The organism is Pseudomonas putida (assembly GCF_028682175.1).
Classification (GTDB): domain Bacteria; phylum Pseudomonadota; class Gammaproteobacteria; order Pseudomonadales; family Pseudomonadaceae; genus Aquipseudomonas; species Aquipseudomonas putida_AD.
In genome coordinates, this window is the sequence record NZ_JANHKS010000044.1 from 19,193 (window position 1) to 45,274 (window position 26,082).

The window sequence follows — 26,082 nt, forward strand, 5'->3', positions numbered from 1 at the left end:
AAGCTCGCTCCCACAGAAGCTCCGTCACTTCAATCGGGCGATCAGTGCCTTGGCTGCTGCTTCCGACGAGGCCGGGTTCTGGCCGGTGATCAGCAGGCCGTCTTCGCGGACGTAGGAGGCCCAGTCAGGGCCTTTTGAATAGTTGGCGCCTTTTTCCTTGAGCATGTCTTCCACCAGAAACGGCACGACGTCTGTCAGGCCGACGGCATCTTCCTCGCCATTGGTAAAACCCGTGACGTCCTTGCCCGCCACCAGCGGCTTGCCATCGGCGCCCTTGACGTCACGCAGCACCCCCGGCGCGTGGCACACCAGGGTCACCGGTTTGCCAGCCGCATAGGTGGTTTCGATCAGGCGTATCGAGTGGGCATCGCTGGCCAGGTCCCACATCGGACCATGGCCGCCGGGATAAAAGATCGCGTCGAAGCCTTCGTGCGTCACCTCGCTCAGCGTGCGAGTAGCGGCCAGTTGCGAGGTAGCAGCGCTGTCCTTCTGGAAGCGGCGAGTGGCCTCGGTCTGGAAGTCAGGCTCGTTGCTCTTGGGGTCCAGCGGCGGTTGTCCGCCCTTGGGGGAAGCCAGTACCAGTTCGGCACCGGCGTCCTTGAACACGTAATAGGGCGCGGCCAGTTCTTCGAGCCAGAAACCGGTTTTCTTGCCGGTGTTGCCCAGTTGATCGTGAGATGTCAGCACTATCAGGATTTTCATCGCGTGGCCTCCTGTCGGTGGGGCGTTGCTTTGGGACGTTTGACTATAGTTGCCCCGCGTGGCCGCGACGGACTATCTGCTGTGCGGCTAGGCATCCGTCGTGGCAGGGAGCAGCGTGTGTGGCTATCAACCGATTTCCTGCATTGAATGGATGCCGCCATGAGAACTCGCTGGATCTGTCTTCCTCTGCTTCTGCTCGCCGCCAGTGGCGCGGCCATGGCGGCCGATTGCCCACCGTTGCTTGAGGGGCAACTGCCCAAGCTTCGCGCCAAACAGGATATCGACCTGTGCAAGCAGTTCGCGGGCAAGCCGATGCTGGTGGTCAACACGGCCAGCTTCTGTGGTTTCGCGCCGCAGTTCAAAGGGCTGGAAGCGCTAAACCAGCGGTTCAAGGGGCAGGGCCTGGAGGTGTTGGGCGTACCGTCCGATGACTTCAAGCAGGAATCCAACGATGCGGCCGAGACGGCCAAGGTCTGTTATGTGAATTACGGCGTGACCTTCACCATGACCGAACCGCAACCGGTGCGAGGGTCGGATGCGATTCATCTGTTCCGGGTGCTGGCCGAGCAGAGCAATGCACCGCGCTGGAATTTCTATAAATATGTGGTGGATCGCAAGGGTAATGTGATTGCCAGCTTCAACAGCAGGATCACGCCGGACGATCCCGAGCTGATTTCGGCGGTAGAAAAGGCGATTGCATCGAAGCCTTGATCACTAGTACACCAATCACCCGTAGCAGCACGGCTTGCCGGCGGGAGCGATCTCAAGGCCGCCGTCGCGGGCAAGCGCGCTCCTACAGAGCAGGCGCCACATTCCCGTAGCAGTCCGGCTTGCCGGCGTCGGCGATCTTGAGGCCGTGGCGATGCTGTATGCGATGCATAAACGAAAAACCCCGCATCCATCGCTGGCTGCGGGGTTTTCTGTCTGGCGAACCGGTGTTGGCCGGTTCCGCCAACTGCATCAGAAGCGGTAGGTCAGGCCCAGGCCGAAGCCGTTGGCGCTGTTTTCGTACTTGGCGTTGTACGTTTGACCCAGTGCACTTGCGTTGCGAACCTTGACGTCTTCTTCTTTCAGGTACGAGTACGCCACGTCGATGGTGATGTCTTCGGTCGGGCTGTAGCCGGCACCCAGGGAGAAGATGGTGCGGTCGCCAGTCGGGATACGTGGCGAGCGGTTTTCGTTGTTGGTTGGCGACTGGTCGAAGGTCAGGCCGGTACGCAGTACCCACTGCTTGTTCAACTGGTACGAAGTACCCAGGGCGTAGGCCCAGGTGTCGTGCCAGTTCTGCTCTTCGGTGATGGTGCCGAACAGGCGAGGGGCCAGGGCACCGCCGCTGACGCCGGAGTTCTTCACGGTGATGTCTTCCAGACGGCTCCAGCGGGTCCAGGTAGCGCCTGCGTAGACTTTCCACGCATCGTTCATCGCCTGGGTGACCGAGAAGTCCACCGACTCAGGGGTGTCCAGGTTCAGCTTGGCGTCGTAACGGCCGGCGCTCAGCAGGGCAGGTGGAACGCCCGAGCCTGGGTTGATCTCGGTGTGGCCCTCGAGCTTGTAGGTCACTTTGGAGTGGTAGGTCAGGCCGACGGAGGTGCTGTCGGTGGCCTGGACGAGGATGCCGGCGTTGAAGCCGTAGCCCACGTCGTCGCCCTTGACCTGAACGCGGCCGTCACCGGCGCCACGGCCTGTGATCGGGGCGGTCACGCCGCTGAGGTTCAGGGTCGATTCCAGCGCACCGGAAATACGGTTGATGGTTGGACCGAAACCGATCGAGACCTTGTCGTTGAAGGCATAGCTGACGGTCGGCTGGAAGGTCACGACCTTGACGATGCTCTTGCTGCCGAAGTTGCGGCCCTGGAAGCCGTTCTCGTAGTCGGTGACCAGGCCGTACGGCGCATAGACGCCCAGGCCGAATGCCCAGTGCTCATCGACCGGGTTGACGTAGAAACCCATAGGCACGGCGGTGAAAGGCACCATGTCGCCTTTGTTGGAACCGCTGCTCCGGCCGCTGGTGTCGGAGATGTCAGTCTTGGCGTCAATCGCAGCCACGCCCACAGTCACTTGCTGGCGTTTGAGGCGCGACATGCCCGCCGGGTTGCCATAGACCGTGCTTGCGTCGTCGGCGGCAGAAGAACGACCCGCATAACCGGTACCCATGCCGCTGATGCTTTGCTCGTTAAGGGCAAAACCGGAAGCGAAGATTTGGGTGGAGGCGAGAGTGATGGCGAGACTGAGGCTGGATTTGATCATTGTTTTTTTCATTGTTAGAACTCCTTGTTGATCACCGCGCGAAAATTACCAACATTTTTCATAACGCGCTATAGGCTGGATCACCCGAGATAGAGCAGTTTTTGTAGGACAATCCGGGAAAAGTGTCGCGATCTCCAGCGAAACCGCCGGGTCACAAAATGGCTGGTTCGGCCTGATACAAAGGGCGAACCGAGGTTTGCCAGGCGGTGGTGAATTGCTGCAGGTTGCCACCGGGTTGAAATATCCTGCGCCAAATGCGGGCCATGCCCAGCAGGTCGTCTTCAGCCGGCAGGGTGAGGTGGCTGGCTTCGACCATCAGCCAGGCGATTGCAGTGGAGTAACGCAGGTTCACGGTCAGTTCCAGGTCAGGCCCGCTGAGGAATGCGTGCTGGCTGGCGAGCCCGCGGACCAGGCTGGCCAGGTCGGGGTCTCGCGCCAGGTAGCTGTCCCAGAGTTTGTAATGGAGCGTGTCGGAGATGCTGTAGAGGCCGTGGCCGCGCTGGCTGTCGAGTTCGGCGCCCAGGGCAGACTGGCTGGCGGCCACGGCGAGCAGGAAGAACTCCGCGCCTGGCGTATGGCGGCCGAGATAGACCAGCGTGGGGCGGATCACATATCGGCACAGTTCACTGGCAGCAATTCCCATGACACCCTCGGGAAGTAAATGAGCCGGCGGACCCTGGTGCTTGGCAGCGGTGATGGAATCGGGCCCACCGGAAGCGGCTCAGACCGCTTGACTTGAAGTGTAGTGTCATATTTGCGGTGTAAAGGGCTGTTTTTACAATATTTCCCGATTTCGACCTGTGCCCATATAGCGGACAGCGATTAGCCGTGACAGATTTTCATAAGGAAAACAGACACAAAAAAGCCCCACCGTTTGAGGGTGAGGCTGGGGGGCGTCTGGATTTTCGCCGACGAACGGTATCAGGCGGTCAGTGCCTGGCGCGTCCGGTCAATCACGGCCTGCAGCGGTTCTGCGCTGGAGTACTGATCCGGGTACAGGCGTTCGCTGTGTCGGGCGATGCCGTGTTCATTGACGATGGTGAAGCTGAAGCAGCCTTTGCGCGCGGCCATGATCAGGCAGTTCATTGGAGCAAAAGCGTTGGTGAGGGTGCGGATGGCATCCTGAGTCTGGATATGAGTAGTCATGTAAGTGTTCCTGAATCGACACGCAATAGAGGCGTGCAAAATGAAAACGTTCCAGTAAACGCGGGCCGATGCTCGAATGCGAGTCAGGGCAGGGCGCAGAACCTGTCTGGAACAAAAACAGCGAGTTCAGGCGCGCTTGTCATATGGCGCCGGGCTAGCTGGTAGGTACTTCGGAGGGCAGGCGACACAACAGGAGCAAAGGTTCGATGCTCGGGGTGAGGATCCTGATCAATTTGCAGGCTGGTTTGAGCAGGCCACGTTGAACTCGACGCCTGCAATCAGAAGGCAGTGCGTGAGTGAGTGTCTGGAAACCATCGAGGTGGTCGATCCCTTTTCTTGACCCGTTTGCTCAACCGGCAAAGCGTGATCGGGGATTTGTTCGACCAGAATTGACTTTCAGCTTGGTACTAACGGGGCGCACTTTATCCACCCACTGGCACAATTGCAAGCTTTAATTGGAACCCTTTGTCAACCCGGGCATGAGAATTGTGTCGTTCAGTTGTGATTCAGCGCCCAGGTCGTACCTTCATTTTGAAGCGCCAGCGGCAGCTTGGGATGGCATTTTGCCGGTTTTGCGCTGCGCAAGAGCTGAAACGCACTTTTTTCCACAGGCTTTATAGCGATTGGAAATTGACTTGTGCACATTAACGCGATTAGCTGCCATCTCACTGTCACATTCCGTCCTAACAGCTTGATTTCAAGCGGCGAAATATTAAGTCAATGAAAATCATCGCTTTTTTTCGTTGGTGAAAAAATCGTCAGTTTGAACGCAGGCCCCATTCTGCCTGCGTTTGCGGGGGTTAAAGGGGCGTTGTCCACTGAGTTATCCACAGCTTCTGTGGATTGTCCCAAGCGCTTGCTCTAGTACGCACCTTTGCGCAGTTGTACTAAGCTTTTTTCCTTCCTCCCAAGATCATCAATCAGAATCTGACGCCAACGCAGCTTCTGCGCATAATGCCGCCAGCGTAATCGTGAGTTGGGGAATTTTATGGCTTTGGACCTCACCAGCCTGTTGCTGGGATTGGGGGCGGCGGCGTTGCCGTTGCTGGGGTTGGCGTGGCAACTGCAGCGCAAAGTAGCGCAACGCGAGGCAGAGGCTGCGCTGCTAGACGAGCGCTTGAGCAATGCGCAGATGGCCCAGGATGGGCTCAACGCCCAGCTGGACGCCTGCCGTGACGAGATCAGCGACCTGGGCCAGGCCAATGCGGTCAAGCAGGCCGATCTTGCGGCGCTGCGCCGGGAGGCCGAATTGCTGCGTCAGCAGCACGAACACGCGCGCCAGGCCCAGGAAAACTGGGGGCAGGAGCGCAGCCACAAGGAAGCGGAACTGCGGCGGCTGGACGCCCAATGCGCCTCTCTGGGGGCCGAGTTGCGCGAGCAGCAGGAAAGTCACCAACAGCGCCTCAATGACCTGCAGGGCTCTCGCGACGAGTTGCGCGCCCAGTTCGCGGAGCTTGCGGGAAAAATCTTCGACGAGCGCGAGCAGCGCTTCGCCGAAACCAGCCAGCAGCAATTGGGTCAGTTGCTCAATCCGTTGAAAGAACGCATCCAGTCTTTCGAAAAGCGCGTCGAGGAAAGCTATCAGCAGGAAGCCCGTGAACGCTTCTCGCTGGGCAAGGAGCTTGAGCGTCTGCAACAGCTCAACCAGCGCCTGAGCGATGAGGCGACCAACCTCACTCGCGCGCTGAAAGGCCAGAAGACACAAGGCAACTGGGGCGAGCTGATCCTTGAGCGTGTGCTCGAGCATGCAGGGCTGGAAAAGGGCCGCGAGTATCAAACTCAGGTCAGCCTCAAGGGCCCCGATGGCGAGCGTTTCCAGCCCGATGTGCTGATCATGCTGCCCGGCGACAAACAGGTGGTGGTGGACGCCAAGGTCAGCCTGACTGCCTACCAGCAGTACGTTTCGAGCGATGACACGCTGATCGCCCAGAATGCGCTCAAGCAGCATGTGCAGTCGTTGCGCAGCCATGTCAAAGGCTTGTCCGGGAAGGATTACAAACGCCTGGAAGGGCTGCACAGCCTGGATTTCGTGTTGTTGTTCGTGCCTATCGAGGCGGCGTTTTCGGCGGCGTTGCAGGCTGAGCCGACGCTGTTTCAGGAAGCCTTCGACCGCAACATCGTGATCGTCAGCCCGACTACCCTGCTGGCGACCCTGCGGGTGATCGACAGCCTGTGGAAGCAGGAGCGCCAGAGCCAGAACGCCCGGGAAATTGCCGAGCGGGCAGGGTGGCTGTACGACAAGTTCGTGCTGTTCATCCAGGACCTTGACGAGGTGGGCAACCGTTTGCAGCAACTGGACAAGGCCTATGGCGCGGCGCGCAACAAGCTGGTCGAGGGCCGTGGCAATCTGGTCAGCCGCAGCGAACAGCTCAAGTTGCTGGGTGCGCGAGCGAGCAAGAATCTGCCGGCCGACTTGCTGGAACGGGCGCTGACGGATGAAGAGGGGCTGGTTCAGTTACCTGAATGATCCCCCATCCCCCCGTAGCAGCACGGCTTGCCGGCGGGGGCGGTGTGTCAGTCACTGATGAGTTACCTGACACACCGCTCCCGCCGGCAAGCCGTGCTGCTACGGTTCGCGGGGTTGTATACATTTCTGTAATGCACCTCGATCAGGCATTCGTGCACTGTCAGCGGGCATTTACCGTGATATTCGCTGGCGACTCATTCTTTCAAGGCCTTTTGCGACGCGGGTTCTGGCTCGCTGAAATAGCAATGGCACGCATTCTGCCTATTGGTTCGTATACAACCCATACCTGCTCCCGTACGCAGTGTGGTCAGCCAGTACGCTTCGGGAGCCGGTTTCGTCCGATCAGGGAGAAATGCGATGACCGAGCCATTGCCCAAGGGATACAGCCCGCGCCTCTATAACCGGGATCTGGGGCCGCTGCCGCAGAAGTGGAGCTGGTACAACATCTTTGCCTTCTGGATGAGCGACGTGCACAGCGTCGGCGGCTATGTGTTCGCCGCCAGCCTGTTCGCCCTGGGACTGGCGAGCTGGCAGGTGTTGATCGCCTTGCTGGTGGGCATCTGCATCATCCAGGTGATCGCCAACCTGCTGGCAAAACCGAGCCAGCAGGCCGCCGTTCCGTATCCGGTGATCTGCCGCCTGGCGTTTGGGGTATTCGGGGCAAACATTCCTGCGGTGATCCGCGGCCTGATTGCCGTCGCCTGGTACGGGGTGCAGACCTACCTGGCTTCCAGCGCGCTGATCATCGTGGTGCTGCGATTCTTCCCACAGATGTCGGTGTATGCCGAGCCGCATTTTGCAGGTTTGTCCTACCTTGGCTGGTTCGGTTTCCTCGCACTGTGGCTGGTACAGGCGGCGGTGTTCTGGACCGGCATGGACTCGATCCGCCGCTTCATCGATTGGGCAGGGCCGGTTGTGTATGCGGTGATGTTCCTGCTGGCAGGCTGGATTGTCTGGAAAGCCGGTTGGGCCAATATCAGCTTCACCCTGTCGGAAAAGTCGCTGACAGGCTGGGAAGCGGTGTCCCAGGTCATCATGGCAACGGCGCTGGTTGTGTCGTATTTTTCCGGCCCTACGCTCAACTTCGGCGATTTCAGCCGTTACTGCCGCAGCATGTCCGAGGTGCGTCGCGGCAATTTCTGGGGGTTGCCGGTCAACTTTCTGGCTTTCTCCCTGGTCACGGTGGTCATCGTCTCGGGCACCTTGCCGGTGTTCGGCGAAATGCTGCACGACCCGATTGCCACCGTGGCCCGCATCGACAATGACGTCGCGGTGCTGCTGGGGGCATTCGCCTTCGTCACGGCCACCATTGGCATCAACATCGTCGCCAACTTCGTTTCCCCGGCCTTCGACTTCGCCAACGTGGCGCCGAGCAAGATCAGTTGGCGGGTGGGCGGGATGATCGCCGCCGTGGCCTCGATCTTCATCACGCCGTGGAACCTGTTCAACAACCCGGCCGTGATCCATTACACCCTCGATGTGCTGGCGGCTTTCATCGGCCCGCTGTTCGGGATTCTGCTGGTGGATTACTACCTCATCAAAAAGCAGCAGATCGACGTCGATGCGCTGTTCAACGACGGCCCCACCGGGCGCTACTGGTACAGCGGCGGGGTCAATTACACCGCCGTCAAGGCGCTGGTGCTGGCCACCCTGGCCGGAATCGCGATTACCTTCGTTCCGGCGTTGCAGTCCATGGCCAATTTCGCCTGGTTTACCGGGTGTTTCCTGGGTGGTGCGTTGTTCTATCTGTTTGCCCGTCGCAGTCAGGCCCATGAAGGCAGCGTGCTGACGCCTGCGGTCTCGGGATAAACAAAGCGTTACAAATGCACCGCCGTTGGTCGGGTAAAACCACGGTTAACGGCGGTTTGAAATGTCTGTTCATAAAGAAGGAGAAATTTTCTGCCGCGACACTCGGTAGCAGGCGTAAAGTGCGACTTAGCACTATGATCTGCCTTAAGCGGACCAGAAGTTGGCTGCCGGCATTTCCCTGAAGGGGGCGTTATATGAACAGCAAACTGCAAGAATGGCTTCACGATGTGGGCGTTGCATTGGGTCTGATCGAGCGGCCGAAGCTGCAACCCATTCCCGTGCGAACCGATGATGACGAGCGTCGTCGCCCTCGCCGCTAACGCTGGACGGCTTTCGCCCTGAACCGGATGAAAGTCCAGTCGTAAAAATAGCGGTGCTATCGCCCGATAGCCCGCTTTGTCGTTTACCGCCTCGATGCCCGACCGGCAACGAGACATCCGCGCAACCACGTCCCGGACAGTAATCGAACGCATCTGCGTTCAATGTTGCTTGCGTCCTTTCATCTGCACCAGAATCAGGTCGACCAGGCCTTGCAAGGTCAGTTGCTGATAGGGCGATGGGCCCGGCAGGTGGGAAATCTGACTTCTGATCTTGCCCGGCACCACGATGCCGAATTCCGATTGCAGGTGGCTGAAGAACTCGCTGAAGTCTTCTTCGTCCAGTTCAAGATCGGTGAGCAGGGCATCATCCTGGATCGGATCCTTGTCTACCAGAATGATCCCGAGTGTATCGAAAACGTGCTGCTGGATTTCATGACGGTCCATGACAAGCCTCGGCTGTGACGTGTTCGAAAATCACCCCGACGGCATGAAACCAGAGGATTGTCGTAAGACAGCCGGCTGCAACTCACTCCCTGAAATACATCGCCATTGCGGCCTCTTGGCGCGGTGCTGTCCTGATTAAGGCTAGCCCAACTTTGTCCTGGGCGATTGCCTCCCCGCTGGCGATTATTTGTAACCGGACACAAAAAAGAGCGCCCGAAGGCGCCCTTGATCTGTTGCGACAGCGTTACAGCCGGATCAGGCGGCGCTGGTGGCGACCGCGCGCTGTGGCGACACCAGGCTGACCACCACGAAGCTGACCAGGCCGACGGCCAGGCTGTAGTAGATCGGCGTGTTGGCGTCCAGGCCGTCCTTGAACATGAACACCAGGGCAGTGATGAAACCCAGTGCCATGCTGCTGATGGCGCCAGCGGTGGTCGCGCGTTTCCAGTAGATCGCACCGATCAGCGGAATCAGCATGCCGCCGACCAACAGGTTGTACGCCAGGGTCAGGGCGCTGATCACGTCGTTGACCACCAGAGCGATGGCCAGGACCACGATGCCGGTCAGGGCAGTGAACAGGCGGTTGATGCCCAGGCTCGACTGCTTGCCGCCGCGCAGCTTGGGCAGCAGGTCTTCGGTCAGGGTGGTCGAGGCGGCCAGCAGACCGGCGCTGGCGGTGGACATCATGGCGGCCAGGGCGGCGGCGATGACCAGGCCACGAATGCCGTCCGGCAGCGACGCTTTGACGATTGCGGCGAAGGCGGTGTTGGGGTTGGCCAGGTCAGGCAGCAACACATGGGCAGCCATGCCGATCAGCGCGCAGGCCAGGCCATAGATGATGCAGTAGATGCCGGCGACGGAGCCTGCCACCTGGGCAACTTTCTCGGTGCGGGCGGTGAAGACGCGCTGCCAGATGTCCTGACCGATCAGGATGCCGAAGAAGTAGATCAGGAAGTAGGTGATGATGGTGTCCCAGCCGATGGTGGTCCAGCTGAAGCTCGTCGCTGGCAGCTTGGCGACCAGTTCGTCCCAGCCACCGACGCGGTACAGGCAGATCGGCAACAGGATGAACATCAGGCCGACAGTCTTGATGATGAACTGCACGATGTCGGTCAGGGTCAGCGACCACATGCCGCCGATGGCCGAATACACCACCACGACACCACCGCCCAGCAGCACCGACACCCAGAACGGCAGGTCGAACAGCACTTGCATGACGGTGCCGATGGCCAGGATCGAGGTCACGCCGATCATCAGCGCATAGGCGAGCATGATCACCGCGCTGGCCTGGCGGGCCATCGGGTTGTAACGGCGTTCGAGGATCTGGGTGACGGTGAAGATGCGCAGCTTGAGCAGCGGTTTGGCGAGGAACAGGTTCAGGGCAATGATGCCCAGGCCCAGCGCGGCGCAGAGCCAGAAGCCCGAGATGCCGTGCACATAGCCCAGGCGCACGGTGCCTACGGTCGAGGCGCCGCCCAGTACGGTGGCGGCCATGGTGCCCATGTACAGGCTCGGGCCCAGGTTGCGGCCGGCGACCAGGTAGTCTTCGTGGGTCTTGGCCTTGCGCATGCCGTACCAGCCCAGCACCAGCATGCCGGCTGCGTAGATCAGCACGACGAAAATATCTAAAGCCATGGAGTGTCTCCAATCATTGTTTTTATAGTGAGTCGCAAGGTTTCAGGGGTCGCATTGATCCGTAGCAGCGCGGCTTGCCGGCGGGAGCGGTGAATCAGTCAATGATGATTTGCCTGACCCGACGCTCCCGCCGGCACGCCGTGCTGCTACGGGAAATATGCTTATGCGTTGTGTCTAGCGGTGGGTAACCCCCGGCAGCACGCAGAGCATCTCGTACAGCAGGTTGGCGCCCAGCAGCGAGGTGTTGCCGGTGGTGTCGTACGGCGGGGAGACTTCCACCAGGTCGCAGCCGATCAGGTCCAGGCCCTGGCAGCCGCGGATGATTTCGATCGCCTGAATGGTGGTCAGGCCGCCGATTTCCGGGGTGCCGGTGCCGGGTGCCCAGGCCGGGTCGATGCCGTCGATGTCGAAGCTCAGGTACACCGGGCCGCCACCGACTTTCTCGCGCACTTCAGCCATCAGCGGCGCCAGCGACTGGTGCCAGCACTCTTCGGCCTGGACCACACGGAAGCCCTGCTTGCGGCTCCAGTTGAAGTCTTCGGCGGTGTAGCCCTGGGCGCGCAGGCCGATCTGCACCACGCGGTCGCAGTCCAGCAGGCCTTCTTCGACGGCGCGGCGGAAGGTGGTGCCGTGGGCGATTTTCTCGCCGAACATGTGATCGTTGACGTCAGCGTGGGCGTCGATGTGGATCAGCCCGACCTTGCCGTGCTTCTTCTTGATCGCCCGCAGGATCGGCAGGGTGATGGTGTGATCGCCGCCCAGGGTCAGCGGGATGATGCCGTGCTCGAGAAAGCCGTCGTAGGCCTCTTCGATGATGCGCACGGCGTCCAGCAGGTTAAAGGTGTTGATGGCGACGTCGCCGATGTCGGCAACCGACAGCGAGTCGAAGGGCGCGGCGCCCGTGGCCATGTTGTAAGGACGGATCATCACCGACTCGGCGCGGATTTCACGTGGGCCGAAACGGGTGCCAGCCCGCAGCGAAGTGCCGATGTCCAGTGGCACGCCAATGAAGGCGGCATCAAGGCCCGCGGCCGATTGCAGGTGTGGCAGACGCATCATGGTTGCGATGCCGGCGAAGCGCGGCATTTCGTTGCCGCCCAGTGGTTGGTGGAAAATCTTGTCCACGGGATTGCCTCATCGGTTGATTATTAATATGAGTAGACCTGTGGCGATTCTGCGAACCGCGCGGCCTGCAAAGAATCGCTGGGGCAAAATACTTAGTTCAGAGATTTCTGAACTATCGTGAAAATCAGGTTAAGCTTTCGCCGATCCCGTTTTCCGGATGCATCATGGCCAACGCACTGCCCGATCTGAAACTGCTGAGAATCTTCGTCTGTGTGGTCCGCCACCAGGGGTTTGCCAGCGCCCAGCAGGAGCTGAACCTCTCGACCTCGGCGATCAGCACCTACATGAGCCAGCTTGAGGCGGCGCTGGGCATCGTGCTGTGCCATCGTGGCCGTGGCGGTTTCAGCCTGACCAGCAAGGGCGAACTGTTTCATCAGGAAACCCTGCGCTTGCTCGGCGAACTGGAAGGCTTCGAATTATACGCAGCAGCGCTCAAAGGCGAACTGCGCGGCACCCTGAACCTGGGTGTGCTCGACTCGACGGTCAGTGACCGGGCGCTGCCGTTCGCCGAAGTGATTGGCGCCTACAGCGAAGAGCACCCCGCAGTACATTTGCATCTGTCGGTCATGAGCCCTTACGAATTGCAGTTGGGCGTGCTGGACAATCGCCTGGACCTGGCCATCGGATCGTTTTCCACGCGCATGAACGGCCTGCTCTACCAGCCGCTGTACCGCGAACAGCACTGGCTGTATTGCAGCAGCCGGCATCCACTGTTCGCCGAGCGGCGCATTCCGGAACCGGTGATTACCCAGCAGCGCATGGTCGGCCGCGGCTACTGGAGCCAGGCGGAACTGGCGCGCCATGGCTTCAAGCACAGCGCGGCAACGGTGGAAAGTATGGAGGCGCAGCTGATTCTGGTGCTGTCCGGTGCCTACATCGGCTACCTGCCGGAGCACTACGCGCAGTCCTGGGTGGACTCCGGGCACCTGCGGGTGCTGTTGCCGGCCACCTTCGGCTATCAGGCGCCGTTTTCGATGATCCTGCGCCGGGGTCGCAGTCGCGAGCCGCTGATTCAGACTTTCCGCGACCTGCTCAAAGCCCAGTTGAACCCGCTCTAGGAGGGCGCTCGTCATGTCCCGTGCCCGCTGCGAACGTTGCCATCGCCCGGAAAACCATTGCCTGTGCGGGTTGATTCCGCAACTGGACAGCCGCACCCGCGTGCTGATTCTGCAGCACCCCAGTGAAGTCAATCATGCGCTGAACACTGCTCGCCTTGCCGCGCTGGGGCTGACCAACGCACAGCTGGTAGTGGGCGAGGTGTTCGAGGATCTGGCCGATCTGCTCGATGAGCCGGGCTATCAGCCAAGGCTGTTGTTTCCGGGAGAAGAGGCGCAAGCCCTGGTCAGCCAAAGCGCTGATGATCGTCCGATCCTGCTGGTGGTGCCTGACGGAACGTGGCGCAAGGCGCGCAAGCTGCTGCACCTGAACCCGCTGCTGGCGGCGTTGCCTCGGGTGACGCTGGATAACGCCCCAGGCTCGCGCTATCGGCTGCGCAAGGCGCCGGGGCCGGATGCGTTATCCACCCTTGAGGCCATCGTCCATGCGCTGCACACACTTGAACCGCAGCACTCATTCGACGCACTGTTGCGTCCCTTCGATGCCCTGATCGATGGGCAGATCAAGGCCATGGGCGAGGAAACCTTTCGCCGCAATCATTCCTGAAGGTCAGCCGTTGTGGGAGGAGGGGGTGTGCGCGGCGAACTTGCCCGCCTGCATGCGGCGGATGTACGCCTCGGTTTCCCGCTCGGCGTCTTCCTTGGTGAAGAAGGGGCCTTCGAGGGTGTTTTCCCGGGTGCTGAAGAAATACATGCCATTGACGCGGGAGACGCGGTCACTGCGAAAATGCACGGCGGTTTCGGGGTCTTTCTCACGCTTGCTCAACATAGCCTGCTCCGGACGGGGGAGTCGGGTGGGACGATTCAGGACGGCTAAACCTGGTTGGGGCCAGCGCGATCGGCTTTCCACAGCGTGAGACGGAAAGATGGGCTGGCTGATTGATACTGTACCGCAAAAGAGCGCGCCAGACAGGGGGATTTCGCAGCTGCGCGCCGCCATACAAAACCCGTAGCAGCACGGCTTGCCGGCGGGAGCGTCGTGTCAGGCAACGCAAGGTCAACTGATCCACCGCTCCCGCCGGCAAGCCGTGCTGCTACGGGGAAATAGTTGCGTTAGCCTGTCAGCGCTTGCCCAGATCCTGCGCCTGATGAATCCACTGCTGACGCTGCTCTTCGGTCGAACCACGCACCGGCGAGAACTCCGTCAGGCGGCTCACTTTGATCCCGCAAAACTCCAGGATGGTGTGGGTCATCTGCCGATGCGCCGGCGCCTTGAACACCCAGCGGAAATACCGCGAAGGCGTGTCCATGGTCACCAGCAGCTCGGCGGTACGGCCCTTGAGCAGTTCGTTGGAGGGATGATGCCGACCGTGGGCCTTGAAGGCGAAACCGGGCATGAACACCCGGTCGAAGAAACCACCGAGCAGGCTCGGCAGCCCGCCCCACCAGACCGGGTACACGAACACCAGATGCTGCGCCCAGTGGATTTCCCGCTGGGCCTGCAACAGGTCATGTTCCAGCGTCTGGCTTGATTCATAACCGCCGCGCAGCACCGGGTCGAAGTCCAGTTCTTCAAGCTTGAGCACACGCACCACATGGCCCTGGCTGCGCGCACCCTGGGCGTATGCATCGCCCAGTGCGTGGCAGAAGCTGATGGTCTTGGGCGAGCCGATGACCATCAGGATGCGTTTGCCGTACCCTTCCAGTGGGGTGGCGCCGCTGATCGGCTCAGCCATCGCTGCCGGCCTCGAGCATTTTTTCCGGCCGTACCCAGGCGTCGAACTCGGCATCGGTCAAAAAGCCCAGTTGCAACGCCGCTTCACGCAAGGTCAGGCCTTCGCTGTAGGCCTTCTTGGCGATCTGTGCGGATTTGTCGTAGCCAATATGCGGGTTCAGCGCGGTCACCAGCATCAGGCCGCGTTCCAGGTGCTCGGCCATCTTGCCGGCATCCGGTTCCATGCCCGCGATACAGTGCTCGTTGAAGTTGCGGCAGCCATCGCCCAGCAAGCGGATCGATTGCAACAGGTTATGAATGATCACCGGCTTGAACACGTTCAGTTGCAGATGACCCTGGCTTGCCGCGAAGGAGATGGTGGTGTCGTTGCCCATGACCTGGCACGCCAGCATCGACAACGCCTCGCACTGGGTCGGGTTGACCTTGCCCGGCATGATCGAACTGCCCGGCTCGTTGGCGGGCAGCTTGACCTCGGCCAGGCCTGCGCGGGGGCCGGAGCCCAGCAGGCGCAGGTCGTTGGCGATCTTCATCAGGGTCACGGCCAGCGTCTTCAGCCCGCCAGACAGCGCCGTCAACGGCTCATGCCCGGCCAGTGCGGCGAATTTGTTGTGGGCCGTGACGAAGGGCAGGCCAGACAGCGCCGCCAGCTCAGCGGCCACCGCTTCAGCGAAACCGTGGGGCGAATTGAGGCCGGTGCCGACCGCGGTGCCGCCCTGGGCCAGCTCACACACCGCAGGCAGGGCTGCGCGGATGCTCTTCTCGGCGTAATCGAGCTGTGCAACGTAGGCCGAGAGTTCCTGGCCGAAAGTGATAGGCGTGGCATCCATCATGTGGGTGCGCCCGGTTTTCACCAGCTTCATGTGACGCGAAGACTGCTCGGCAATGCCGGCGGACAGCTCGGCGATGGCCGGCAGCAGGTGCTCCTTGACCGCCTGGGCCGCGGCGATGTGCATGGCCGTGGGGAAGCAGTCGTTGGAGCTTTGCGAGCGGTTGACGTGATCGTTGGGGTGCACCGGCGTCTTGCCGCCGCGGCCCTTGCCGGACAGCTCGTTGGCGCGGCCTGCAATCACTTCGTTGACGTTCATGTTGCTCTGGGTGCCGCTGCCGGTCTGCCACACCACCAGCGGGAACTGGTCGTCGAGCTTGCCGCTGAGCACTTCATCGGCGGACTGTTCGATCAGGCGGGCGATCTCCGCTGGCAAATCGCCGTTACGGTCGTTGACCCGCGCCGCGGCCTTCTTGATCAGCGCCAGGGCATGCAGCACCGGCAGCGGCATGTGTTCCTGGCCGATGGCGAAGTTGATGAGCGAACGCTGGGTCTGCGCTCCCCAGTAAGCGTCTTCGGGGACTTCGATCGGACCAATGCTATCGGTTTCGGTACGGCTCACTGGACTCACTCCTTAAACGTCGTTTAGCGCAGTTTAGTACCCAGAGAACCGATCCGGTTCCCGGGAACCGCTGCCAGGGATGAACATGTCCCCACAGTGTGCGACAAAATGTACGAGCCGGTCGTGCGAAACATTCAAGACAGCCCGTCAAACAGCCTCCCTTGTAACCGCTCGTAGGGTCGGGGGTTGAGCGCGAGGTGAAAAGGAGCGCAGAATGTTCGGCCTTGGGGTTCAGCCTCGCTTGCTAGATAAGGAAACTCGATGACCCGTCTTCGCGCCATCTGTGCTGCGGTCGCTCTGGTATGCGCCAGCGGCCAGGCTCTCGCCGCCACCCCCAGCCATGAGGCCAGTGCCGTAGCCTTCCTCAAACTGGCTCACGCCGATCAATTGGGCGCACCGATCTACATGCAGGCGCAGCAGATGTTTGCCCAGCGTTTTGCCGAAACCAAAGCCCCGGATTCCAAGAAAGCCGTTCTGGAAAAGTACCAGGCCCAGGCCAACGCCGCGCTGGACAAGGCCATCGGCTGGGACAAGCTGCAGCCTGACATGGTCAAGCTGTACACCGACAACTTCAGCGAGCAGGAGCTCAAGGACCTGGTCGCGTTCTACCAGTCGCCGCTGGGCAAGAAAGTCCAGTCCAAGATGCCGCAGATCAGCCAGCAATCGTTCCAGATGACTCAGGAAAAACTGCAACCTGCAGTGCCTGTGGTCACCAAGCTGCTGGCCGACATGACCGACGAGCTGGCCCCGGCCGCCAAGAAAGGCGCGGCGCCTGCCCCGGCCAAGAAGCCATAAGCGAAGCCTGACATGAGCATGCAACAGCGTATCGAATCCGCGTTGGCGGTCTTTCAGCCCGAGTACCTGCAGGTGCTCAATGAAAGCCACATGCACAGTCGCGGCACGGATACTCACTACAAGGCCGTGGTGGTCAGCGAGCAATTCGCCGGCCTCAACGCCGTCAAGCGCCACCAGAAGGTCTATGGCCTGCTCGGTGGCCTGATGGGTGAGTTCCATGCCCTGGCGCTGCACACCTATACCCCGGACGAGTGGGCGAAACTGGGCGCAGCCCCTGCATCGCCGACCTGCGCCGGGGGGCATGACTGAATTCCCGCCCGGGAATGATGTTGCCCTGATCGCGAGCAAGCTCACTCCTACAGGATCGCGTAACCCCTGTAGGAGCGCGCTTGCCCGCGACGCGATCTGCCTGCGCCATCGTTGTTGACTGACACCCCGCCATCGCGGGCAAGCGCGCTCCTACAGGCCGATGCCGTAGCGAATTCGACACCGGCCCGCCTGCACCCCGCCGATTTTTGCTAGAATCCGCGCCGCGTTGCCTGGTCGGCACGCTTTTACCTGAAATTTTCATCCGGTAGGCCCTTTGCGAGGGTCACCACCTGGAGACGCAACATGACCCAAACCGCACCCATCGTTGTCGCGGCGCTGTACAAATTCGTCACCCTTTCGGACTACGTCGAGCTGCGCGAGCCGCTGCTTGAGGCCATGGTCGAAAACGGCATCAAGGGCACGCTGCTGATCGCCGAAGAGGGCATCAACGGTACCGTTTCAGGCACTCGCGAGGGCATCGACGGCCTGCTGGCGTGGCTGCGCAACGACCCGCGCATGATCGACATCGATCACAAGGAATCGTACTGCGACGAGCAGCCGTTCTACCGCACCAAGGTCAAGCTCAAGAAAGAGATCGTCACCCTGGGCGTGCCGGGCGTGGACCCGAACAAAAAGGTCGGCACCTACGTCGAGCCGCAGGACTGGAACGCCCTGATCACCGACCCCGAAGTGCTGCTGATCGACACCCGCAACGATTACGAAGTGTCCATCGGCACCTTCGAAGGCGCCATCGACCCGAAGACCACGACCTTCCGCGAGTTCCCTGACTACATCAAGGCCAACTTCGACCCGTCGAAACACAAGAAGGTGGCGATGTTCTGCACCGGCGGGATTCGCTGCGAAAAAGCCTCGAGCTACATGCTCGGCGAGGGTTTCGAGGAGGTGTATCACCTCAAGGGCGGCATTCTCAAATACCTCGAAGAAGTCCCCCAGGAAGAAAGCCAGTGGCGTGGCGACTGCTTCGTGTTCGACAATCGCGTGACCGTGCGCCATGACCTCACCGAAGGCGACTACGATCAATGTCATGCATGCCGCACGCCGATCAGCGTTGAAGACCGCGCCAGCGAGCACTACTCGCCGGGTGTCAGCTGCCCGCATTGCTGGGAGACGCTGAGCGAGAAGACCCGCCGCAGCGCCATCGATCGCCAGAAGCAGATCGAACTGGCCAGGGAGCGCAACCAGCCGCATCCGATCGGGCGCAACTACCGTCTGCTCGATGGCCAGAAGAACGAGCAGGCTGACACCGACACGCACACCCACGAGGCCTGAACCATGAACGCCCGCCTGCTTTATGTAATGGACCCGATGTGTTCCTGGTGCTGGGGATTCGCCCCGGTGGCGGATGCACTGGTCGAGCAGGCGAGGGCGGCGGGCGTCGAGCTGCACCTGGTGGTGGGCGGTTTGCGCACCGGCAGTGGCGCGGCGCTCGAGCCTTCCACCAAACGCTACATTCTCGAACACTGGCACGCGGTGCAGGACACCACGGGCCAGGCGTTCAAGTTCGAAGGTGCCCTGCCAGACGGTTTCGTCTACGACACCGAGCCTGCCTGCCGCGCCATCGTGGCCGCGCGCAGCCTGGCGCCGGACATCGCCTGGAAGCTGGTCCGGGAAATCCAGCAGGCGTTCTACCTGCATGGCCGCGACGTGACCCAGGCCCAGGTGCTGGCCGAACTGGCCGAGCGCGCAGGCTTGCCGCGCATCGAGTTCGCCGAGGCGTTCGACAGCCCCGAGCAGCACGCGGCCACTGCTTCGGACTTCTCCTGGGTCCAGGACCTGGGCATCGCCGGCTTTCCGACCTTGCTTGCCGAGCGCAACGGCCAACTGGCCTTGCTGACCAACGGCTACCAGCCTCTGGAAGAACTCGCGCCGTTGCTCAGCCGCTGGCTGGAGCGCGCGGCCTGTGCGTGATTCCGTCGACATCGAAACCCCGGGCAAACTCGCTGCCGACGACCACCTTGCCCATGTCGATCGCCTGGACTGGACGCAAATCCGCCGTCTGGCCCTGACCCACAAGAAAGCCCTGTGGATCGCCAATGGCGTCGCGTTCCTCGCGGTGCTGTGTTCGGTGCCGATCCCGTTGCTGCTGCCGTTGCTGGTCGACGAAGTGCTGCTGGGCAAGGGCGATGCGGCATTGCTGTTCATGAACCACTTTCTGCCCGAAAGCCTGCACAAGCCGGTGGGCTACATCGCCCTGATGCTGATGGCCACCTTGTGCCTGCGCCTGGGCGCCTTGCTCTTCAACGTGATCCAGGCGCGGCTGTTTGCCGGGCTGTCCAAGGACATCGTCTATCGCATCCGTGTCCGGCTCATCGAACGGCTCAAGCGCATCTCGCTGGGTGAATACGAAAGCCTGGGCAGCGGCACGGTGACCGCCCACCTGGTCACCGACCTGGACACGCTGGACAAGTTTGTCGGCGAGACCCTGAGCAAATTCCTGGTCGCCATGCTTACGCTGACCGGCACCGCCGCGATCCTGGTGTGGATGCACTGGCAACTGGCGCTGCTGATCCTGCTGTTCAACCCGCTGGTGATCTACGCCACGGTCAAGCTGGGCAAGCGAGTCAAACACCTGAAGAAGCTGGAAAACGACAGCACTTCGCGTTTTACCCAGGCGCTGACCGAAACCCTGGACGCCATTCAGGAAATCCGCGCGGGCAATCGTCAGGGTTACTTTCTGGGGCTGCTCGGCGGGCGTGCCAAAGAGGTGCGCGACTACGCCGTGGCTTCGCAGTGGAAGAGTGACGCGTCGGGCCGTGCCAGCGGGCTGCTGTTCCAGTTCGGCATCGATATCTTCCGCGCGGCGGCGATGCTCACGGTGCTGTTCTCCGACCTGTCCATCGGCCACATGCTCGCAGTGTTCAGCTACCTGTGGTTCATGATCGGCCCGGTGGAGCAGCTGTTGAACCTGCAATACGCCTTCTATGCGGCCGGCGGCGCGCTGACCCGTATCAATGAGCTGCTGGCCCGCGCCGACGAGCCGCAATATGAAGGCCGTCTCAACCCGTTTCTGGGCCGCGAAACCGTCGGCATCGATGTACGCGGCCTGTGCTTCGGCTACAACGAAGAGCCAGTGCTCGATCACCTTGACCTGTCGATCACGCCGGGCGAGAAAGTCGCCATCGTCGGTGCCAGCGGCGGCGGCAAGAGCACCCTCGTGCAGCTGCTGCTCGGGCTGTACAGCCCCAAGGCGGGCAGCATCCGCTTCGGCGGCGCTACCCTCGAAGAGATCGGCCTGGAAACGGTTCGTGAAAATGTCGCGGTGGTGCTGCAACACCCGGCATTGTTCAACGATACCGTGCGGGCCAACCTGTCGATGGGCCGCGAGCGCAGTGACGAGGCCTGCTGGCAGGCACTGGAAATCGCGCAACTGGACGCCACCATCCGCGCCTTGCCGCAAGGGCTGGACAGTGTGGTGGGCCGCTCTGGCGTGCGCCTGTCAGGAGGCCAGCGCCAGCGGCTGGCAATCGCGCGCATGGTCCTGGCCGATCCCCGGGTGGTGATTCTCGACGAGGCCACCTCGGCGCTGGACGCCGCCACCGAGTACAACCTGCACCAGGCCCTGAACCGGTTTCTCACGGGCCGGACCACGCTCATCATCGCCCACCGTCTGTCGGCGGTGAAGCAGGCTGACCGGGTGCTGGTGTTCGACGGCGGCAGCATTGCCGAGGATGGCGATCACCAGCAACTGATTGCTGACGGTGGCCTGTACGCGCGCCTCTACGGGCATCTGCAACAACTCTGATACAGCTTGTCGGTTTTTTTCGCGACAACCCCTAAATGGCGTTTCGCCAGTGGAACACGTCAATTCTTGGGCTATGCTTGAGCCGTGAAATACCGGATTCTGTGAAAAGCGTCATATTTACGTCTCGACTTTCCCGTATTAACACTCAAGGTCGTGTACAAGGTGTGAGAAGCAACCCGCTGCATCGTGGAAATTAGCCGAGTCCCTATAGGCCAGGAAGGTCGCCTGCGCTTGGGGAGCGAGTACTGGCAGTGCTGATGAAAGGGACACCATGAAGCAAAAGCGGATTCTCGAGAAGCCTCGTCTTCTCGGCATCGTCTGGCCGTTTATCGCGGTGGTGCTGTTACAGGCACTGCTGGGTTGCATCAGCCTTTATATGATGTCGGCCGTGCGCAGTTACGTAGGCGGGGAAAGCCTCTGGTCCAAAGGCCAGAAAGACGCTATTTATTATCTGAATCTGTACGCCAACAGCCGCGACGAGATCGACTACCTGAAGTACCAGCAGGCGATTGCCATCCCTCAGGGCGGCCATGACCTGCGCATCGCCATGGATCAGCCGGTCCCGGACATTCCACGCGCCACTGCGGGCATCCTGCAGGGTGGTAACCATCCCGACGATGCGCGGGGCATCATCTGGCTCTACCTCAATTTCCGTCATTTCAGCTACCTGGAAAAGGCCATCGACCTGTGGAAGATCGGTGACAACTACCTGGTGCAGCTCGACGAAGTCGCCCGGGACATGCACAAGCGGATCCTCGACGGCAGCGCCACCAATGGCGACGTGCTGGGCTGGCGGCAGCGAATCAACGCCATCAACGAAGGGGTGACGCCGGCGGCCATGGCGTTCAGCGATGCATTGGGCGAAGGCTCGCGCGTCATCCTGCGGATTCTGTTGGTGGTCAACCTGACCACCGCCGTGCTGCTGATCATCCTGGCGCTGCTGCGTACCCATAAATTACTGGAACAGCGCCACGCCTTCGCCACGGCCCTGCAAATGGAGAAGGAGCGGGCGCAGATCACCCTGGAATCCATCGGGGACGGCGTGATCACCACCGATGTCGACGGCTCGATTGCCTACATGAACCCGGCCGCCGAGCAGATGACCCACTGGAAGAACGAGCAGGCGTCCGGCCTGCCGCTGGCGGCGCTGTTCAACCTGCTGGACGAGAACGACCAGCGCGACAGCTCGACCCTGATCGAACACGTGCTGAGCGGCAAGCTGGGTGGCGGCAGCGAGAATTCCAAGCTGATCCAGCGCCTGGACGGCAGTACGGTGTCGGTGGCCCTGGTGGGCTCGCCGATCCGCACCGAAGGCAAGGTCAGTGGCGCGGTGCTGGTGTTGCACGACATGACCCAGGAGCGCCAGTACATCGCCAACCTGTCATGGCAGGCGACCCATGACGCGCTGACCGGCCTGGCCAACCGCCGGGAATTCGAGTATCGGCTGGAGCTGGCGCTCAACGGCCTTGGCCATCAGCCAGGACGCCATGCGGTCATGTTCCTGGATCTGGACCAGTTCAAGCTGGTCAACGACACCAGTGGGCATGCCGCAGGCGATGAGCTGCTGCGGCACATCTGCGCCCTGTTGCAGCAGGGTATTCGCGAGGGCGACACCCTGGCGCGGCTGGGAGGCGACGAGTTCGGCATCCTGCTGGAGCACTGCTCGCCCGAGGCTGCGGAGAAGATCGCCGAAGGCTTGCGCCAGACCGTCGAAACCCTGCATTTCGTCTGGAAGGGCAGGCCGTTCGTGACCACCGTCAGCATCGGCCTGGTGCACGTTTCCACATCGCCTACCACTCTTGAGGCCTCGCTGCGGGCCGCCGACATGGCCTGCTACATGGCCAAGGAGAAGGGCCGCAACCGGGTGCAGGTCTATCACGACAACGACTCGGAACTGTCCACCCGCTTCGGCGAAATGGCCTGGATCCAGCGCCTGCACATGGCCCTGGAAGACAACCGCTTCTGCCTGTACTCCCAGGAAATCGCCTCGCTGGGCCGCGATCCGGAGAAACACCACGGGCATGTGGAAATCCTGCTGCGCCTGCGCGACGAGTCCGGCCGGCTGATCCTGCCCGACAGTTTCATCCCCGCCGCCGAGCGCTACGGGATGATGACCACCCTGGACCGCTGGGTGGTGCAGAACGTCTTCAAGATCATTGCCGACTGCCTGAACGACAACCACGCACCAGGGCCGCTGGCGGTCTGTGCGATCAATCTGTCGGGCAGCAGCATCGGCGACGATGCTTTTCTCGAATATTTGCGACAGCAGTTCCAAATCTACGCAATACCTCCTGAACTTATCTGTTTCGAGATCACCGAAACCAGTGCGATCGCCAATTTGGGCAGCGCCATTCGTTTCATCAACGAACTCAAAAGTCTGGGATGCCGCTTTTCACTGGATGACTTCTGTGCAGGCATGTCGTCATTCGCTTACTTGAAACACTTGCCTGTGGATTTCCTCAAGATTGACGGCAGTTTCGTCAAAGACATGCTCGACGACCCGGTCAACCGGGCAATGGTGGAAGTGATCAACCATATCGGGCACGTCATGGGCAAACAGACGATCGCCGAGTTCGTCGAAAGCCCCCAGATAGAGCAGGCGTTATTGGAAATCGGTGTGGACTACGCTCAGGGGTACGTTATCGAGCGACCGCAATTATTCACCTGTGAATGTCTGCACGCACGGCCCGCGAGGCAGACCCCAATGCTGTTCAGCGCACCTGGGACTTTTCGCTGAACGGCCCCATGGCAACACAACTTAAGGAGCTACACAGTGATCGATATGTTCATAAGAACCGGTCCGCTGATGGATGCCAGCAGTTACCCCGCTTGGGCACAGCAATTGATCAAGGATTGCAGTGAGGCCAAAGCACGCGTGGTAGGGCATGAACTGTATCAACGTATGCGTGATGGGCGACTCAGTACCAAAACCATGCGCCAGTATTTGATTGGCGGATGGCCTGTGGTCGAACAGTTTGCAGTCTATATGGCGCATAACCTGACCAAGACCCGTTTCGCCCGTCATCCGGGTGAAGACATGGCGCGTCGCTGGCTGATGCGCAACATTCGGGTAGAACTCAATCATGCCGATTACTGGGTAAACTGGAGCGCGGCCCATGGGGTCACGCTGGAAGACCTGCAGGCGCAGCGGGTACCGTCAGAGTTGCACGCACTGAATCACTGGTGCTGGCACAGTTGTTCGTCGGAGCCTCTGGTCGTCGCCATCGCAGCCACCAACTACGCCATTGAAGGGGCGACCGGCGAATGGTCGGCAGTCGTGTGCTCGCAAGAGACATACGCGGACATGTTCCCGCCGGATATCCGCAAGCGCGCCATGAAGTGGCTCAAGATGCATGCGCAGTACGATGACTCGCACCCCTGGGAAGCCCTGGAAATCATCTGCACGCTGGCGGGCAACAACCCCAGCGAGCAGTTGCAGGCTGACCTGCGAATGGCGGTGTGCAAGAGTTACGAGTACATGTATCTTTTTCTGGAACGTTGCATGGTTCTGGAGCGGCCTCAGGAAGCCAACGCACCGCTGCGCGAGCATCGGTTCGCGGTTCGCGCCTGAGTTCGCTCAGCCGGCCATTTCCAGACGGTTGCGGCCCTGGCGCTTGGCGGCGTACAGGGCCGAATCGGCACGACGCAACAGGCTGTCGGGGGATTCCCCCGGCAGCAGCGTCGAGCAACCGAGGCTGACGGTCAGTTCCACCGCCCGTCCGTTGACCGGATAGGTGAGCTGCAGTGCCGCATTGCGCAGGCGCTCGCCGACGAGTGCGGCCGGGTCCCGTGCCGTGTTGGTCAGCACGATCAGAAATTCCTCACCGCCAAACCTGAACACCTGGTCGATGTTGCGCAAACGATCCTTGATCGAATCGGCCACCATCCGCAGTACTTCATCGCCCGTGGCATGGCCGTGGGTGTCATTGATGCTTTTGAAATGATCGATGTCGAGCATCAGCACCGATAGCGGCTGCTGCTGGCGTCGGGCAATTTCGATTTCCCGGGTCAGGGACTGTTCCATCGCGATGCGATTGCCCGCGCCGGTCAGGGGATCGCGCAGCGCGCTGAGGTTCGCCTGACGGTAAAGCAGGGCATTGCGAAGCGGGTACAGCAGGCTGACCAGCAGGGATTCGAGCTGTGAAAGCTCTTCTTCGCTGAAGCGTCGGTCACGCTGGAACTCCAGTTCGCCGACCTGGACGCCTTCGTGGGTCATCGAGTAGCTGGCGTGGTGGCGCGAGCGCTCGCCCAGTTCCAGTTTCAGGTCGGTGCCGGCGTGCTGGTAGTGCAGGGCTCTGAGCGGGATCAGGTGTTGTACGTAGTTGAAGAACATCCCCAGGATCTTTTCGGCTTCCAGGCTGGTCTGCAGGTGCAGGCCGAGTCTGCGCTGCAGTTGCTCGAAGTCCATGGGTTGTTGCGCGCAGCTGTCAGCCTTGGCGAAGCCAAAGCGCTGCAGTCGTGCGGTGTCGAATTCAAAGGCATTGGCCCGTGTCGGAAAACTCATGTTTTCGCTCCTTCGCCTCTCATCGGGCTTGTGTAGGACAAAGCGAAAGATGTGCCAACTTGGTCATTTGAATGGATAGTCATAGGAATCAAGCAGTTAGCGCACGCAGGTGAGTGATCGGTGGCGGGTGGTGCCTTGGAATTGACTAACGTACCGTTTTGCAGGCCAAGGGGCTACAAAGAAGCGACGGAAAACCGCCGAGGGGACGGGAGGCTTGGGATCCGCGGTTGATCGTTTGATCGTTCCCACGCTCCGCGTGGTAACGGCTGGTTCGACGCTCCGCGTCGCTGGGTGACTTTGGGATTGGGGGTTGATCCGTTTTCGCGGCGGTTGAACTCTAGGGTTTCGCCCCTTACGGGCGACCTACTTTCTTTCGGGAAAGTAGGCAAACCATTTGCTCCTGGCTGGGCCTCGACTTCGTCTCGGTTCCCTCGCTCCGGCGACGTTCCGGGGGCACGCCGTGATGGGCCGTCCCTGGCCCGCACGGCTTTCGCGGCTTCCTGCCGCTCATCCCCCTACACGACGCCTGCGCTCGGCCTAGCGCCTTGACGTCGCGTTCGGCGGCGTCTGCACCATCGCGCACGAAGATCAAAATCAAAAGCACACCGCCGACCCGTAGCAGCACGGCTTGCCGGCGG

The 26,082-nt window shown here is 61.0% G+C and carries 24 protein-coding genes; 13 read left to right on the top strand and 11 right to left on the bottom strand.

All coding sequences use genetic code 11. The features are described 5' to 3' along the window. Positions 1 to 24: 24 nt before the first annotated feature. Complete coding sequence (locus tag NPS29_RS23060; RefSeq protein ID WP_274135380.1) at positions 25 to 702, bottom strand: type 1 glutamine amidotransferase domain-containing protein; 678 nt, start codon at positions 700 to 702, stop codon at positions 25 to 27. Positions 703 to 861: 159 nt separating this feature from the next. Here NPS29_RS23060 and NPS29_RS23065 point away from each other — a divergent pair, with 159 nt between their 5' ends. Next, a complete protein-coding gene (locus NPS29_RS23065; RefSeq protein ID WP_274135382.1) occupies positions 862 to 1,413 on the top strand; it encodes a glutathione peroxidase in 552 nt (183 codons plus the stop codon). A gap of 249 nt (positions 1,414 to 1,662) precedes the next feature. On the opposite strand, the gene NPS29_RS23070 is transcribed toward NPS29_RS23065, so the two are convergent. The 3 genes from NPS29_RS23070 to NPS29_RS23080 all read right to left on the bottom strand — a co-directional run bounded on the left by NPS29_RS23070 (position 1,663) and on the right by NPS29_RS23080 (position 4,095). Then, entirely contained in the window at positions 1,663 to 2,961 is a 1,299-nt protein-coding gene (locus NPS29_RS23070; protein ID WP_274135383.1) for an OmpP1/FadL family transporter, read from the bottom strand. Between the two features lie 139 nt (positions 2,962 to 3,100). After that, complete coding sequence (locus NPS29_RS23075; RefSeq protein WP_274135384.1) at positions 3,101 to 3,592, bottom strand: hypothetical protein; 492 nt, start codon at positions 3,590 to 3,592, stop codon at positions 3,101 to 3,103. Between the two features lie 278 nt (positions 3,593 to 3,870). Next, positions 3,871 to 4,095: a hypothetical protein gene (locus NPS29_RS23080; RefSeq protein ID WP_274135385.1), complete on the bottom strand. Its 225-nt coding sequence runs from the start codon at positions 4,093 to 4,095 to the stop codon at positions 3,871 to 3,873. Between the two features lie 1,102 nt (positions 4,096 to 5,197). Between NPS29_RS23080 and rmuC the strand changes: the two genes are divergently transcribed. The 3 genes from rmuC (at position 5,198) to NPS29_RS23095 (ending at position 8,691) form a co-directional block, all read left to right on the top strand. After that, positions 5,198 to 6,562: a DNA recombination protein RmuC gene (gene rmuC / locus NPS29_RS23085; RefSeq protein WP_274135411.1), complete on the top strand. Its 1,365-nt coding sequence runs from the start codon at positions 5,198 to 5,200 to the stop codon at positions 6,560 to 6,562. A 357-nt stretch (positions 6,563 to 6,919) separates the two neighbouring features. Continuing rightward, on the top strand, positions 6,920 to 8,371 hold the full coding sequence (locus NPS29_RS23090) for an NCS1 family nucleobase:cation symporter-1 (RefSeq protein WP_274135387.1): 1,452 nt from the start codon (positions 6,920 to 6,922) through the stop codon (positions 8,369 to 8,371). Between the two features lie 194 nt (positions 8,372 to 8,565). Continuing rightward, complete coding sequence (locus NPS29_RS23095; RefSeq protein ID WP_256601618.1) at positions 8,566 to 8,691, top strand: PA1414 family protein; 126 nt, start codon at positions 8,566 to 8,568, stop codon at positions 8,689 to 8,691. Between the two features lie 159 nt (positions 8,692 to 8,850). On the opposite strand, the gene NPS29_RS23100 is transcribed toward NPS29_RS23095, so the two are convergent. The 3 genes from NPS29_RS23100 to speB form a co-directional block, all read right to left on the bottom strand. Further along, a complete protein-coding gene (locus NPS29_RS23100) occupies positions 8,851 to 9,135 on the bottom strand; it encodes a hypothetical protein (protein ID WP_274135390.1) in 285 nt (94 codons plus the stop codon). A gap of 255 nt (positions 9,136 to 9,390) precedes the next feature. Further along, positions 9,391 to 10,770 (bottom strand): sodium:solute symporter, encoded by a 1,380-nt coding sequence (locus tag NPS29_RS23105; RefSeq protein ID WP_274135391.1) that lies wholly within the window; start codon positions 10,768 to 10,770, stop codon positions 9,391 to 9,393. Between the two features lie 174 nt (positions 10,771 to 10,944). Further along, on the bottom strand, positions 10,945 to 11,895 hold the full coding sequence (gene speB / locus NPS29_RS23110) for an agmatinase (protein ID WP_274135393.1): 951 nt from the start codon (positions 11,893 to 11,895) through the stop codon (positions 10,945 to 10,947). Between the two features lie 164 nt (positions 11,896 to 12,059). Between speB and NPS29_RS23115 the strand changes: the two genes are divergently transcribed. Further along, positions 12,060 to 12,953: a LysR family transcriptional regulator gene (locus NPS29_RS23115; RefSeq protein ID WP_274135395.1), complete on the top strand. Its 894-nt coding sequence runs from the start codon at positions 12,060 to 12,062 to the stop codon at positions 12,951 to 12,953. Between the two features lie 13 nt (positions 12,954 to 12,966). Then, positions 12,967 to 13,557 carry a tRNA-uridine aminocarboxypropyltransferase gene (locus NPS29_RS23120; protein ID WP_274135397.1) on the top strand — a complete coding sequence of 197 codons (591 nt, stop codon included), beginning with the start codon at positions 12,967 to 12,969 and terminating at the stop codon, positions 13,555 to 13,557. 3 nt (positions 13,558 to 13,560) lie between these two features. Here the strand turns inward: NPS29_RS23120 and NPS29_RS23125 are convergent, their stop codons facing one another. The 3 genes from NPS29_RS23125 to NPS29_RS23135 form a co-directional block, all read right to left on the bottom strand. Next, positions 13,561 to 13,779, bottom strand: coding sequence for a DUF6316 family protein (locus tag NPS29_RS23125; protein ID WP_274135398.1), 219 nt, complete (start codon positions 13,777 to 13,779; stop codon positions 13,561 to 13,563). Between the two features lie 292 nt (positions 13,780 to 14,071). After that, entirely contained in the window at positions 14,072 to 14,686 is a 615-nt protein-coding gene (locus NPS29_RS23130; protein WP_274135400.1) for an NAD(P)H-dependent oxidoreductase, read from the bottom strand. Continuing rightward, positions 14,679 to 16,073 (bottom strand): class II fumarate hydratase, encoded by a 1,395-nt coding sequence (locus NPS29_RS23135; protein WP_274135402.1) that lies wholly within the window; start codon positions 16,071 to 16,073, stop codon positions 14,679 to 14,681. Before NPS29_RS23135 ends, NPS29_RS23130 begins: the two co-directional genes overlap by 8 nt. 261 nt (positions 16,074 to 16,334) lie before the next feature. Between NPS29_RS23135 and NPS29_RS23140 the strand changes: the two genes are divergently transcribed. From NPS29_RS23140 to NPS29_RS23170, 7 genes are all read left to right on the top strand, one after another. Continuing rightward, positions 16,335 to 16,868 carry a DUF2059 domain-containing protein gene (locus tag NPS29_RS23140; RefSeq protein WP_274135404.1) on the top strand — a complete coding sequence of 178 codons (534 nt, stop codon included), beginning with the start codon at positions 16,335 to 16,337 and terminating at the stop codon, positions 16,866 to 16,868. Between the two features lie 12 nt (positions 16,869 to 16,880). Continuing rightward, positions 16,881 to 17,177, top strand: a complete 297-nt coding sequence (locus NPS29_RS23145) for a BolA family protein (protein WP_274135406.1) — start codon at positions 16,881 to 16,883, stop codon at positions 17,175 to 17,177. Between the two features lie 303 nt (positions 17,178 to 17,480). After that, a complete protein-coding gene (locus tag NPS29_RS23150) occupies positions 17,481 to 18,467 on the top strand; it encodes a rhodanese-related sulfurtransferase (protein WP_274135407.1) in 987 nt (328 codons plus the stop codon). Between the two features lie 36 nt (positions 18,468 to 18,503). Next, positions 18,504 to 19,106, top strand: a complete 603-nt coding sequence (locus tag NPS29_RS23155; RefSeq protein WP_274135412.1) for a DsbA family protein — start codon at positions 18,504 to 18,506, stop codon at positions 19,104 to 19,106. Between the two features lie 10 nt (positions 19,107 to 19,116). Then, positions 19,117 to 20,940, top strand: coding sequence for an ABC transporter ATP-binding protein (locus NPS29_RS23160; RefSeq protein WP_274135413.1), 1,824 nt, complete (start codon positions 19,117 to 19,119; stop codon positions 20,938 to 20,940). Between the two features lie 271 nt (positions 20,941 to 21,211). Continuing rightward, entirely contained in the window at positions 21,212 to 23,677 is a 2,466-nt protein-coding gene (locus tag NPS29_RS23165; RefSeq protein WP_274135408.1) for an EAL domain-containing protein, read from the top strand. Between the two features lie 36 nt (positions 23,678 to 23,713). After that, entirely contained in the window at positions 23,714 to 24,511 is a 798-nt protein-coding gene (locus NPS29_RS23170) for a TenA family transcriptional regulator (RefSeq protein ID WP_274135409.1), read from the top strand. Between the two features lie 6 nt (positions 24,512 to 24,517). Here the strand turns inward: NPS29_RS23170 and NPS29_RS23175 are convergent, their stop codons facing one another. Then, positions 24,518 to 25,444: a GGDEF domain-containing protein gene (locus NPS29_RS23175; protein ID WP_274135410.1), complete on the bottom strand. Its 927-nt coding sequence runs from the start codon at positions 25,442 to 25,444 to the stop codon at positions 24,518 to 24,520. Positions 25,445 to 26,082 lie beyond the last annotated feature (638 nt).

What these genes read in the sequence shown, in the direction of transcription:
- NPS29_RS23075 (WP_274135384.1), bottom strand. Translation starts at nt 3,592, where the DNA reads ATGGGAATTGCTGCCAGTGAACTGTGCCGATATGTGATCCGCCCCACG.
- NPS29_RS23155 (WP_274135412.1), top strand. Translation starts at nt 18,504, where the DNA reads ATGTGTTCCTGGTGCTGGGGATTCGCCCCGGTGGCGGATGCACTGGTC.
- NPS29_RS23140 (WP_274135404.1), top strand. Translation starts at nt 16,335, where the DNA reads ATGACCCGTCTTCGCGCCATCTGTGCTGCGGTCGCTCTGGTATGCGCC.
- NPS29_RS23060 (WP_274135380.1), bottom strand. Translation starts at nt 702, where the DNA reads ATGAAAATCCTGATAGTGCTGACATCTCACGATCAACTGGGCAACACC.
- NPS29_RS23165 (WP_274135408.1), top strand. Translation starts at nt 21,212, where the DNA reads ATGAAGCAAAAGCGGATTCTCGAGAAGCCTCGTCTTCTCGGCATCGTC.
- NPS29_RS23120 (WP_274135397.1), top strand. Translation starts at nt 12,967, where the DNA reads ATGTCCCGTGCCCGCTGCGAACGTTGCCATCGCCCGGAAAACCATTGC.
- NPS29_RS23080 (WP_274135385.1), bottom strand. Translation starts at nt 4,095, where the DNA reads ATGACTACTCATATCCAGACTCAGGATGCCATCCGCACCCTCACCAAC.
- NPS29_RS23070 (WP_274135383.1), bottom strand. Translation starts at nt 2,961, where the DNA reads ATGAAAAAAACAATGATCAAATCCAGCCTCAGTCTCGCCATCACTCTC.
- NPS29_RS23105 (WP_274135391.1), bottom strand. Translation starts at nt 10,770, where the DNA reads ATGGCTTTAGATATTTTCGTCGTGCTGATCTACGCAGCCGGCATGCTG.
- NPS29_RS23095 (WP_256601618.1), top strand. Translation starts at nt 8,566, where the DNA reads ATGAACAGCAAACTGCAAGAATGGCTTCACGATGTGGGCGTTGCATTG.
- NPS29_RS23065 (WP_274135382.1), top strand. Translation starts at nt 862, where the DNA reads ATGAGAACTCGCTGGATCTGTCTTCCTCTGCTTCTGCTCGCCGCCAGT.
- NPS29_RS23115 (WP_274135395.1), top strand. Translation starts at nt 12,060, where the DNA reads ATGGCCAACGCACTGCCCGATCTGAAACTGCTGAGAATCTTCGTCTGT.
- NPS29_RS23090 (WP_274135387.1), top strand. Translation starts at nt 6,920, where the DNA reads ATGACCGAGCCATTGCCCAAGGGATACAGCCCGCGCCTCTATAACCGG.
- NPS29_RS23175 (WP_274135410.1), bottom strand. Translation starts at nt 25,444, where the DNA reads ATGAGTTTTCCGACACGGGCCAATGCCTTTGAATTCGACACCGCACGA.
- NPS29_RS23100 (WP_274135390.1), bottom strand. Translation starts at nt 9,135, where the DNA reads ATGGACCGTCATGAAATCCAGCAGCACGTTTTCGATACACTCGGGATC.
- NPS29_RS23125 (WP_274135398.1), bottom strand. Translation starts at nt 13,779, where the DNA reads ATGTTGAGCAAGCGTGAGAAAGACCCCGAAACCGCCGTGCATTTTCGC.
- NPS29_RS23145 (WP_274135406.1), top strand. Translation starts at nt 16,881, where the DNA reads ATGAGCATGCAACAGCGTATCGAATCCGCGTTGGCGGTCTTTCAGCCC.
- NPS29_RS23150 (WP_274135407.1), top strand. Translation starts at nt 17,481, where the DNA reads ATGACCCAAACCGCACCCATCGTTGTCGCGGCGCTGTACAAATTCGTC.
- NPS29_RS23130 (WP_274135400.1), bottom strand. Translation starts at nt 14,686, where the DNA reads ATGGCTGAGCCGATCAGCGGCGCCACCCCACTGGAAGGGTACGGCAAA.